This is a genomic window from Methanoculleus sp. DTU007 (genome assembly GCF_001512385.1).
Lineage (GTDB): Archaea > Halobacteriota > Methanomicrobia > Methanomicrobiales > Methanoculleaceae > Methanoculleus > Methanoculleus thermophilus.
This window is the reverse complement of record NZ_LFRO01000038.1, coordinates 23555-33859: the sequence shown is the minus strand read 5'-3', so window position 1 is coordinate 33859 and position 10305 is coordinate 23555. Positions and strand designations below refer to the sequence as shown.

Below are 10305 nucleotides of genomic sequence, written 5' to 3'. Positions count from 1 at the left end.
ATCAACTGAACATCCAGACGCGTTGCTATGAAGACGAATGCAACTCTTCTGATGGCGGGGGCCATCACGATCCTCTTCATCCTCGCTCTCGCTGCGGGATGCACCACCCCGGCGCCGGGCGGAAACGAGACCCCGGCCGGAACGGCGACACCCGCTCCCGCCGGCGGGGCGAACGTGCTCCGGATAGCCACCACGACAAGCCTTGAGAACACCGGGCTGCTTGCGGAGCTCGAACGAGTTTACGAGAGCGAGACCGGAGTGGACCTTCAGTTCATCGCTCAGGGAACCGGACAGTCCATCGACTCGGGCAGGCGCGGCGATGTCGATCTCGTCCTCGTTCACTCCCCGGATCTCGAGCAGCAGTTCATCGACGAAGGCTACGGCATCAACCCGCGATGCATCGCCTACAACTACTTCATCATCGTCGGCCCGGCGTCCGACCCGGCCGGGATTGCGAACATGACCCCGGTGGAGGCCTTCCAGACGATCTACGCCGCCGGTACGAACGGGACGGCAGGCGTCGCCTTCGTCTCCCGCGGCGACAACTCCGGGACCCACAACCAGGAGAAGGCGCTCTGGGAGGAGGCGGGCTACGACTATGAGACCGAGATCGTTGACTCCGGAGCCTGGTACGTCGAGGCGGGCAAGGGCATGGGCGACACCCTGATCCTTGCAAACGAGCAGCAGGCCTACACGCTCTCTGATGAGGGGACCTACCTCTCATTTGCCGATCGCCTCGATCTCGTGCCGGTCATCGCCGAAGGGGCCGAACTTCTCAATCGCTACAGTGCGATTGCGGTCAATCCCGCAATGCATCCGGGTGTGAACGCGCAGGGTGCCGCGGACTTCATCAACTGGCTCACCACGAACGAGACTAAGCAGATGATCGGTGAGTTCGGTGCCGAGGAGTTCGGTAAACCGCTCTTTACGCCGCTTTATGCCCCAGAATGCACGGAGCCGCCGTTCAACTGCACCTGCGCGGAGCCGGTGCCCACCCCAACTTAAAGCAGGAAAGATAGGGGAGACGTGGATGAGGTGATTGGCAGGGCGACGGAGGGCAAGGGCGCATGGTGAATGGGAACCCTATCATCGAGGGGTTCATCGAGGCCGTCGAGCTCATCATCGCCCTCGACCCGCAGGTGGTGGAGATCACCATCCGATCGCTCTACATCTCCCTCACCGCCACCTTCTTTGCCGCGCTGATCGCCCTGCCTCTCGGCGCGCTCATCTACTTCTACGATTTCCGGGGCAAGCACGCGGTCATCTCCACGCTCCAGACGCTCTATGCCCTCCCGACGGTCATCGTGGGTCTGGTCGTGTTCCTCCTCCTCTCAAACGTCGGCCCCTTCGGGTTCCTTCGCCTCCTCTACACCCCCGGCGGCATGATCGCCGCCCAGACCGTCCTCATCATACCGCTCCTGATGGGACTGACAGTCACGGCGCTCTCGGGGATCGATCGGGACAAGCGCTACACGATCACCGCCCTTGGTGCGAGCAGGTTTCAGACGGTCCTGACCATCATCGCGGAGGCACGGTTCGCGGTCATGGCCGGCATCCTTCTCGGCTTCGGGAGAGCGATCGCCGAGGTGGGGACGGTGATGATCGTCGGCGGGAATATCCGGGGCGCCACCCGTGTCCTCACCACGGCGATCGCGCTCAACACATCGATGGCAAATTACTCCCTCTCGATTGCGCTCGGGATCATCCTCCTTGCGGTGGCGCTCGGCGTGAATATCGCCCTCTCTCTCGTACAACGGCGGTGATGCCATGACAATCATCGAAGCACACAATATCACGAAGTTCTACGGCGATCTGAGGGTTCTGTACGACGTCGACCTCTCGGTCGAGGAAGGAGAGATCGTAGGATTGATCGGCCCGAGCGGCTCGGGGAAGAGCACGCTCCTCCGGATTCTCGACCTCATCGAGCCGGCAAACGGAGGAGAACTCTCGATCTTTGGGATCGATGTGGCGAGGGAGCGCGGTCGCTGGCTCGATCTGCGCCGCCAGATGGGAATGCTCTTTCAAAGACCGGTCGTCTTCAATGCATCCGTCTACGATAATGTCGCGATGGGGCTGCGCTACCGCCGGGCCCCCGCCGACGAGGTCGATCGGCGGGTGAAGGAGGCCCTCGAGGCCGTCGGTCTCTCCCGCTGCATAAAGAGCCGTGCGACCGATCTCTCCGGTGGCGAGCAGCAGCGGGTGGCGCTCTCGAGGGTGCTCGTGACAGATCCCCGGATCCTCTTCCTGGACGAACCGACGGCGAACCTGGACCCGGGCTCGACCGCCACCATCGAAGCGATCGTGACGCAACTGAACCGCGAAGCCGGGACGACGGTCATCATGAGTACGCACGACCTTATGCAGGGGCAGCGGCTCGCCCACCGGATCGCCGTGATGATCGACGGCACGATCGCCCAGACAGGAAGTTCAAGCGAGATATTCCATGCGCCGAAGAACCGGCGGATTGCCCGGTTCGTGGGTGTTCAAAACATCATCCCGGGCCGGGTCGTCTCCCGGCGCGGGGGCCTCACCGTCGTGGAGGCGCGAGGAAAGGAGATCCTCTCGGCGACCCCGCCGCCCGCCGACGAAGTGGAGATGGTCATCCGCGGGGAAGACATCTCCCTGCACCGGAGAAAACCCGGCTACGAGGAGGCGGAGAACCTCTTCTCCGCCGCGATCGTCCGGATCGAGTCCACGGCGCCGTTCGTGAACGTTACGGTGAACTGCGGGTGCGATCTCTCCGCGCTCGTGACCGCGAGGAGGGCGGAGGCCCTTGAACTTCACGAAGGGATGGAGGTCTGGGTCTCTCTTCAGGCAAAGGCGGTTCATCTTATCCCGATGGAGGGGTCTTGAGTCAGATTCAAAGCGATACCGCCTGGTCCCTGCTCCTTCAGGGACTCCTGCGTTAATTATCGTACATTAACTCCATCCTGAATGAATACCTTTAACAATGGAGTTTTCAAAAGAATTTCTTCATGAAGATAACCCCTCCAAGCGCGTTTATCTCTCAAAACGCCGCTGCCGGGGTCCAATTCTCCGGCCGTATTGGGGCGACGGTGACCGACCCGGCGTCCGACACCAATATTCGGACCCCTGCACCAACGACGGCCAGCCTCCGATCGTGCCTGCAGGCAGCTACGGCAGCGTACCTCGCGCTTTCCAGTCGCTTGTTGCGAGCAAGGCCTGATCCTCACCTCATTTTCTGGTGAATCTCAACACTGCACCTATTTGGGCATTCAGCAGCATCACAACCATGAAGACCGAAACGCTCTCATCCGATCCTTTCCCGGCAGATAGGAAGACGGCCGTTACCCGGTGGAAAGAGCACCGTGGGTGGTACGTGGACTGGTGCACCGTATGGTTCTGCGTCCTTGGCGGTCTGATCGTCGGGATCACGGTGCTTGCGCTCGCGAACATAGCGATGACGGAACTCGCCGATCCGGCTCACCTCCTTGAGGTGGCACTATCGTCGGAAGTGATCCACTCGATCCTCCTCACGTTTGGTGCGGGAGCGAGCGCCGTCCTCCTCCTTATCCTCTTTGGGACCCCGCTCGCCTACGTCCTTGCGCGATCCCGTCCTTCCCGCTTAAAAGGGGTCGTCGAGAGCATCGTCGACATCCCCCTCATCCTGCCGCACACCGTGGCGGGCCTGCTTGTCTACCTCCTCTTCATGCGCCGGGGATGGCTCGGCGCGCCGCTCTCGGAGATCGGGCTCGCGTTTGAGGATGCATTGCCGGGAACGATCGTTGCGATGCTCTTTGTTTCTTCCCCGTTCTTCATCAATACCATGCGCGAGGGATTCGAGATGGTGCCGGTCCACATGGAGAACGTTGCCCGCACGCTCGGGGCGGACACATTCACAGCGTTTCGAACGGTCACCCTTCCTTTAAGCCTCCGGCACATGTACAGCGGAGCCGTTCTCGCCTGGGGAAGGGCCATTGGGGAGTTTGCCGGCGTCGTCATGATCGCCTACTACCCGTTCATCATATCGACGCTGATCTACTACTTCTTCACGACTGATGGAATCTACACGAGCAGGAGCATCGCATTTACGGTCATCCTGGTCAGTCTTGGGGTATTCTACCTTCTGCGGAGGATGACCCGGTACTTAGGGAGGTACGATGATAGAGTTTGACCGCGTCTCGCTCAATCTCGGCTCGTTCTCGCTTGACGACGTCAGCCTGACAATCGGTATGGGCGACTACTACTTCATCGTCGGGCCTTCGGGTGCAGGAAAGACAGTCCTCCTCGAAGTGATTGCCGGACTCCACCGGCCGGACAGCGGCCGCGTCCTCCTTCGAGGCACCGAGATCACCACCCTCCCTCCGGAGAAACGGGGGATCGCCCTCGTCTACCAGGACTACTCGCTCTTTCCGAACATGACGGTCGTGGACAACGTCTCATACGGCCTCCGGGTGCGGGGAATGCGAAAGAATGAGGCCCGTGCCGAGGTCGTCCCACTCCTCGAGCGGTTCGGGATCGGTCACCTCGCCGACCGCTACCCGGGATCCCTCTCCGGCGGCGAGCAGCAGCGGGTGGCGCTTGCACGGGCTATCGCGGTGAAACCGGATATCCTCCTCCTCGACGAACCGCTCTCGGCCCTCGACCCAATCACGCAGGAGAAGTTCATCGCCGATCTCAAGCGGCTCCACCGGGAGGACGGGCTCACCATCGTCCAGGTGAGCCACTCCCGGCGGGAAGCGCACCACCTCGCCACTCGTATGGCGGTGCTCATCGATGGAAAACTCGTGGACGAGGGGGAGGCGGGGGCCGTCCTGAACACTCCCCGCAGCCGCGAGGTCGCCAGGTTTGTCGGGATCGAGAACGTCCTGGATGGGATCGTGACCGAAAACGATGGAGGGCGAGCGATCGTGGATCTCGGGGGGTGGTCCTTCGAGGCGGTGACGGATGCCGCCACGGGCGAGGAGGTCACCCTCTGCATCCGGGCCGACGATCTCATCATCTCCGTCGGGCATGATCCGCGTACCAGCGCCCGGAACAGAGTGGCCGGCACGGTCGTCTCGGTCGTGGAGAACGGGCCAATTGCCGAGGTGCGGGTGGATGCGGGCGTCACGCTCACTGCGGTCCAGACCCGACGGTCGGTGCGGGACCTGGGCCTTGTCCCGGGAACGCCAGTCACCCTCTCCGTGATGGAGACGGGGGTCCACGTTATCCGTTCTTTTTCTTAAGCGAGAGGGAGGGGCCGACCAGGACGACTGTAGCGCCATTTGCCGCCACGATGGCAAGGCCTCCCTTTATCACTCCATAGGCGAACCAGAGAAGGGCATCTGTGGGGAAGATAACGAGCATCGCAAGCGAAAGTTCGGTGGTTGACTGCGTGCGCCAACCCGACAGATCTGCGGTGCAAACGCGGCTGTCATGAGCGAGCCGGGGCGACAAGACCGAGTGCGATTATGGTATCGTGGTTCAGCGGTCTCTCCCGCTGAACATGATAACCCCCGGTCTGGTCACGACCCGGACTGCCGGCTGCCTTCCCGCCACTTGAGAGCGTAGGCGAGAACCATCCCTATGATGAACGCAAACGTGAGGCCTATTATGAGGGTGAGGATCGCGATGACCGCCGTGACCAGGTAGGACTCCGTCTTGATGCTGTGTTTCCCTAGCTCTATCGCTACAAAGACGAGGAGCGCTCCAAAGATCCCGAGCGGGATGAGTGTCAGCACCTCCGGCGGGGCGAAGGCAAGGGCGAAGATGAGAATGAAGATTCCGGCGACGATATTCGCCCCGCCGGTCCTCGCGCCGAACCGGTACATGGCCGCAAGCCCCCCGGCGCCGTGGCACATCGGAAACCCGCCGAGCGGCGTCGAGACCAGGTTCATGACCCCGATCGTCCGGGAGAGCCGGTCGGGGTCCACACCCTTCTTTGGGAAGAGGTCGTAGGTGAGGAGGGATGTCGCGAGGATGGCGTTTGCAATCGTGAGGGGAATCTGAGGCAGCGCAAGGTCCCAGGTCGCGGCGATGAAGTCCGTCGGCATCGGAATGAGGAGGGCGGGAAGGGGCATCAGGCGGAACGGCGGCATCCCCTGCGTGGCGATCCCCATGGCAAGCCCAATGATCAGGACCAGGAGTGCGGAGATGTCGGGGATCCGGGTGCGCTGCGATACGATGAAGAAGGCAAGGATGATTGCTATCGCGACCGCCGCAACAAGGAGGTCGGGGAGGATATAGCCAAGCGATGTCTCCAGGAGGACGAGTGCAAGCCCCGCCTGGACGCCCCGGATGACGCTCTTTGGGATCCGGTCCCCGAGCCACGTCATCCCGCCGACGAGTCCGAGCACCAGGAAGAGCACGCCGACGACGAGGCCCGAAGCCACGATCTCGGCACCGCAGAGTCCTTCGGCGATGACGATGGCCCCGATCGCCTTCATCGGCTCGATGGGGATTGGGAGGCGGTAGTAGAACCCGGCGATGATGTACCAGGCGGCGAGGAAGAGGAAGAAGTGGCTGACGTTCACGTCCGGGCAGACGATGGCGACACCGAGCAGGATGGGGAAGATGGTGCCGAAGTCGCCAACGGCTCCGGCGATCTCCTCGAGGGTGATCCGGATGCCGCCTCCCCCTGTTCCGGTGCTCTCCGCCATTGTCCAGCTCTTGTTATGTCTTGTTTCCTTTTTGTATTTTGGATAGGCGACCGGGGTATGCCATATTATTTAACCAAATCACCAACCCCATAAAATTAATCCTGTTAATTTATTTTATTTAATTTGATCTGATCCATAAACGTTTATTTTGCTTCTCTGAGAGATTATTCTTATGAAAGCACACCTGCTTCTCATTACTGGACTGCTGATCGCAGCAACCGCCGCTTTCGCATGCGGATGTACCGGAACTACCGCCGATACACCGGCGGAGACCGACACAACAAAACCCGAGCTGCTCGTCTACTGCGGCGCGGGCATGCGCGAACCGATGGAAGAGATCGCGGCGACCTTCACGAACCGGACAGGCATCCCGATCAACTTCATCTTCGGCGGGTCGAACACCCTCCTTACCCAGATGGAACTGACGGGGATGGGCGACGTCTACATGCCGGGAGCAACCGCCTACTTCGATGCGGCCCGCGAGAAGGGGCTGGTCGAGGAGGAGCACCTGATCGTCTACCATGTCCCGGTCATCGCCGTCCCGAAGGGCAACCCCGCAGGCATCACCAGTCTTGAGGATATGGCAAAACCCGGGGTTCGGGTGGCGCTCGGCGACACCGCCACTGCCATCGGGGAACTGACCGACAAACTCCTGGCGAAGAACAACCTCCTTGATGACGTGAACAAGAACGTCGTGACCCGTTCCGGCACGGTAAACGAACTGCTGGTCTACATCTCCATGGGGCAGGCCGACGTTGGTATCATCTGGGAGGATCTCTACGTGCCGGAGAAGATGGACCTCATCTACATCCCGAACGCTGACAACCTGGTCAAGATCGTCCCCATCGGGGTGCTGACGTCTTCAGAGCATCCCACTGAAGCCGAACAGTTCACCGCATTCGTCATTTCCGACGAAGGCAAAGAGATCTTCACCCGGCACGGGTTCGTCACCTACCCAAGCGACACCTACGCGGATGTCAAACCCTGATAAAACCAGGAAAGGAGAGATGTCACATGGAAGTCACCTACCGGATCATCGGAACGATTCACTCGCCGTTCACTGACCAGGACACCACACCCATCCAGAGCATCTTCTCCGAAGCGGAGGGGACGATCGAGGTCTTCCCCGAGTATGCCGGGGGGCTTGAAGGGGTCGAGGGGTTCTCACACATCATCCTCCTCTACCACTTCCATCGGGCGAACGGCTTTAGCCTGCGCCAGCGCCCGTTCGTCGATGGCAGCAAAGAGCGGGGGATATTTGCCATACGCCACTTCAACCGCCCGAACCCGATCGGGATCTCCCTCGTCGAGGTCGTCTCCGTCGAGGGCAACACCGTCCGCGTCCGCGGGATCGACGTGCTGGACGGCACCCCGCTCCTCGACATCAAACCCTACGTCCGCCAGTTCGACCACCGCGACGAGGTCAGGAGCGGTTGGGTCGACGCACGGCATATCGAGGAGGTAAAGGTCAGGAGTTTCTCGCCAAAGGACCTCCGGGAACATGAGGAGTCTTCATGAACCTGAAAAAACCCTCTTTTTTTCGGGCGGCGACCATCACGGTCGCTCTCCTCATCGCCATCTTCATTCTGCTGGTCATCCTCGGGGTGGTGACCCACTCCCCGATGGGCGTCTTCATCGAGTCCCTCTTCTCTGAGGAGATCCAGTTCGCCGTCCGGCTCTCGATCATCACCTCCGTCATCTCCACACTCCTCTGCATTCTGGTCGCCGTGCCGGTAGCCTATGCGCTCGCACGCTACTCGTTCCCGGGCAAGACAGTGATGAACATGCTGATGGATATCCCGATGGCGCTCCCGCCGCTCGTGGCGGGCGTGGGGCTTCTGCTCTTCTTCGGAGTATCCCCGATAGGTAAATCGCTTGCTGCGGCAGGGCTCACCGTCGTCTTTACACCGCTCGGGATCATCGTAGCGCAGTTCTTCGTGAACCTGCCCTACATGCTTCGAGTGACCCGCGCGACGTTTCAGAGTGTCAACCCCCGCTACGAGTACGTGGCAAAGACCCTCGGCTGCACCGACGCGCAGGCCTTCTGGCGGGTCACCCTTCCCATGTCCTCAAACGGTCTCCTCGCCGGATCGGTGATCACCTGGTCAAAGGGAATCGGTGAATTCGGCGCCGCGCTGATGCTTGCCGGTGCAACGCGGATGAAGACCGAGACGCTCCCGCTCTCCCTCTTCCTGAACATGTCCATCGGAAAGCTCGAGTACGCCATCTCCGCAGCGACGATCCTCATCATGATCTCGATCGTCTCGCTATACGTCTTCGAGCGCTACGGCGGAGCCACGCACGTCTACTAGGAGGTACACATGCTTACCATCGATTCGGTATCCAAGAGCCTCGGGGAGTTTACGCTCTCGAACGTCTCGCTCTCGATCGGAGACGGCGAATACTTCATCGTCCTCGGCCCCACAGGTGCAGGGAAGACGATCCTTCTTGAGACAATCGCAGGGATCTACAGCCCCGATGCCGGCAGGATTCTTCTGAACGGCCGGGACATCACGGACGTTCCCGCACGGGACAGGAACATCGGCATGGTCTATCAGGACTACATGCTCTTCCCGCACCTGACCGTTGAAGAGAACATCGGCTTCGGGCTGAAGTCCCGCCGCGCCGACCCCGTATTCATCCGTGGAAAAGTGGAGGAGAGCGCCGAACTCTTAAACATCAGCCATCTGCTCCACCGCTACCCGGGCACGCTCTCGGGCGGCGAGCAGCAGCGTGCGGCGATCGCCCGGGCACTGGTGATGGAGCCCGAAGCGCTGCTGCTGGACGAGCCGCTCTCCGCACTGGACGTGAAGACGCGTGAGAGCCTGCGGGTGGAACTCGCCCGGATTCACGAGGCAACCGGGATGACGATCGTCCATATCACCCATAACTTCGAGGAGGTCTTCGACCTCGCCGACCGGGTGGCGATCATGCGCGGCGGCGAGGTGGTTCAGGTGGGAACTCCGGAGGAGATCTTCCGACGGCCGAACTCCGACTTCGTCGCGGGTTTTGTCGGGGTGGAGAACCTCTTTCGCGGGATGGGGTCGTCCACCGGGACGGTTGCGGTGGGGAATCTCCGGATACAGGTGGAGAACGCCATCAGTGGTCCCGTCTCCGTTGCCATCCGACCGGAAGATATCCTGCTGTCGAAGACCGCCCTGCCGGAGAACGAAAAGAATGTCTTTCTCGGTCGCATCGATTCGGTGCGGCCTAACGGGGGGCTGGTCAGGGTCTTTGTGAATACGGGGATCCCGTTCCAGGTGACGCTGACCCGGCAGGGGTTCGAAGAGGCCGGTATCGCCCCGGGCGATGCTGTTTACCTCGCCTTCCGGCCATCGTCAGCCCACGTCTACCCTTCCGGCGCTCCGGAAGAGGCCTGACCACCCCTCACATCGCCTGTCCGGGTGGGACACCCCTCTCATGGGCTGCGCGTTCCAGGGGAGACGCCGCAAGTTCCGTCCCGGGCTCTTCCTCCAGTTTCTTCTCGTCGAGGAGGTCCTCGGCCTTCAGCCGTTCGACGACCCGTTCCAGGTACTCCGAGACGATCCTGTCCCTCTCGTGGATCTGCCGTATCCAGACCCGCACCGTCAGCCTGATCCACTCCTCCTTGATCGACGAGACCTGCACCTTCGGCTCGAGGAATGCCTGGTCGGCGCGGGGGAGATCGGAGGAAAGGCGCCCGATGTAGGGCAGATCGAAGAGG

At 61.3% G+C, this 10305-nt stretch carries 10 protein-coding genes and 1 pseudogene; 9 read left to right on the top strand and 2 right to left on the bottom strand.

The genetic code is table 11. The features are described from left to right. The first annotated feature begins 27 nt into the window (after positions 1 to 27). The 5 genes from ACI94_RS04365 to ACI94_RS04345 all read left to right on the top strand — a co-directional run bounded on the left by ACI94_RS04365 (position 28) and on the right by ACI94_RS04345 (position 5189). Entirely contained in the window at positions 28 to 1005 is a 978-nt protein-coding gene (locus ACI94_RS04365) for a substrate-binding domain-containing protein (protein ID WP_273258786.1), read from the top strand. A 62-nt stretch (positions 1006 to 1067) separates the two neighbouring features. Further along, complete coding sequence (locus ACI94_RS04360; protein WP_286681147.1) at positions 1068 to 1763, top strand: ABC transporter permease; 696 nt, start codon at positions 1068 to 1070, stop codon at positions 1761 to 1763. Positions 1764 to 1767: 4 nt separating this feature from the next. Continuing rightward, positions 1768 to 2853, top strand: coding sequence for an ABC transporter ATP-binding protein (locus ACI94_RS04355; protein ID WP_066956736.1), 1086 nt, complete (start codon positions 1768 to 1770; stop codon positions 2851 to 2853). Positions 2854 to 3253: 400 nt separating this feature from the next. Next, positions 3254 to 4135, top strand: coding sequence for an ABC transporter permease (locus tag ACI94_RS04350; protein WP_083524784.1), 882 nt, complete (start codon positions 3254 to 3256; stop codon positions 4133 to 4135). Further along, on the top strand, positions 4122 to 5189 hold the full coding sequence (locus ACI94_RS04345; protein ID WP_066956739.1) for an ABC transporter ATP-binding protein: 1068 nt from the start codon (positions 4122 to 4124) through the stop codon (positions 5187 to 5189). The genes ACI94_RS04350 and ACI94_RS04345 overlap by 14 nt, the downstream gene beginning before the upstream one ends. A gap of 279 nt (positions 5190 to 5468) precedes the next feature. Here the strand turns inward: ACI94_RS04345 and ACI94_RS04340 are convergent, their stop codons facing one another. Further along, the gene (locus tag ACI94_RS04340) at positions 5469 to 6602 is read right to left on the bottom strand and encodes a putative sulfate/molybdate transporter (protein ID WP_286681146.1); all 1134 of its coding nucleotides are present in this window, start codon (positions 6600 to 6602) and stop codon (positions 5469 to 5471) included. A gap of 172 nt (positions 6603 to 6774) precedes the next feature. Between ACI94_RS04340 and modA the strand changes: the two genes are divergently transcribed. Genes modA through ACI94_RS04320 form a run of 4 tightly spaced genes read left to right on the top strand, consistent with a single transcriptional unit; the run spans position 6775 to position 9982 of the window. After that, on the top strand, positions 6775 to 7590 hold the full coding sequence (modA, locus tag ACI94_RS04335) for a molybdate ABC transporter substrate-binding protein (protein ID WP_209728928.1): 816 nt from the start codon (positions 6775 to 6777) through the stop codon (positions 7588 to 7590). Between the two features lie 26 nt (positions 7591 to 7616). After that, positions 7617 to 8120: a tRNA (N6-threonylcarbamoyladenosine(37)-N6)-methyltransferase TrmO gene (gene tsaA, locus ACI94_RS04330; protein WP_209728930.1), complete on the top strand. Its 504-nt coding sequence runs from the start codon at positions 7617 to 7619 to the stop codon at positions 8118 to 8120. Continuing rightward, on the top strand, positions 8117 to 8914 hold the full coding sequence (locus tag ACI94_RS04325) for an ABC transporter permease (RefSeq protein WP_209728932.1): 798 nt from the start codon (positions 8117 to 8119) through the stop codon (positions 8912 to 8914). The genes tsaA and ACI94_RS04325 overlap by 4 nt, the downstream gene beginning before the upstream one ends. Positions 8915 to 8923: 9 nt before the next feature. Then, positions 8924 to 9982 (top strand): ATP-binding cassette domain-containing protein, encoded by a 1059-nt coding sequence (locus tag ACI94_RS04320; protein WP_209728934.1) that lies wholly within the window; start codon positions 8924 to 8926, stop codon positions 9980 to 9982. A 7-nt stretch (positions 9983 to 9989) separates the two neighbouring features. Here the strand turns inward: ACI94_RS04320 and ACI94_RS04315 are convergent. Then, a pseudogene (locus ACI94_RS04315) lies at positions 9990 to 10305 on the bottom strand (mechanosensitive ion channel protein MscS); the annotation flags it as partial.

Coding starts and splice junctions, on each gene's coding strand:
- ACI94_RS04365 (WP_273258786.1), top strand. CDS start 28: ATGAAGACGAATGCAACTCTTCTGATGGCGGGGGCCATCACGATCCTC.
- ACI94_RS04360 (WP_286681147.1), top strand. CDS start 1,068: ATGGTGAATGGGAACCCTATCATCGAGGGGTTCATCGAGGCCGTCGAG.
- ACI94_RS04355 (WP_066956736.1), top strand. CDS start 1,768: ATGACAATCATCGAAGCACACAATATCACGAAGTTCTACGGCGATCTG.
- ACI94_RS04350 (WP_083524784.1), top strand. CDS start 3,254: ATGAAGACCGAAACGCTCTCATCCGATCCTTTCCCGGCAGATAGGAAG.
- ACI94_RS04345 (WP_066956739.1), top strand. CDS start 4,122: ATGATAGAGTTTGACCGCGTCTCGCTCAATCTCGGCTCGTTCTCGCTT.
- ACI94_RS04340 (WP_286681146.1), bottom strand. CDS start 6,602: ATGGCGGAGAGCACCGGAACAGGGGGAGGCGGCATCCGGATCACCCTC.
- modA (WP_209728928.1), top strand. CDS start 6,775: ATGAAAGCACACCTGCTTCTCATTACTGGACTGCTGATCGCAGCAACC.
- tsaA (WP_209728930.1), top strand. CDS start 7,617: ATGGAAGTCACCTACCGGATCATCGGAACGATTCACTCGCCGTTCACT.
- ACI94_RS04325 (WP_209728932.1), top strand. CDS start 8,117: ATGAACCTGAAAAAACCCTCTTTTTTTCGGGCGGCGACCATCACGGTC.
- ACI94_RS04320 (WP_209728934.1), top strand. CDS start 8,924: ATGCTTACCATCGATTCGGTATCCAAGAGCCTCGGGGAGTTTACGCTC.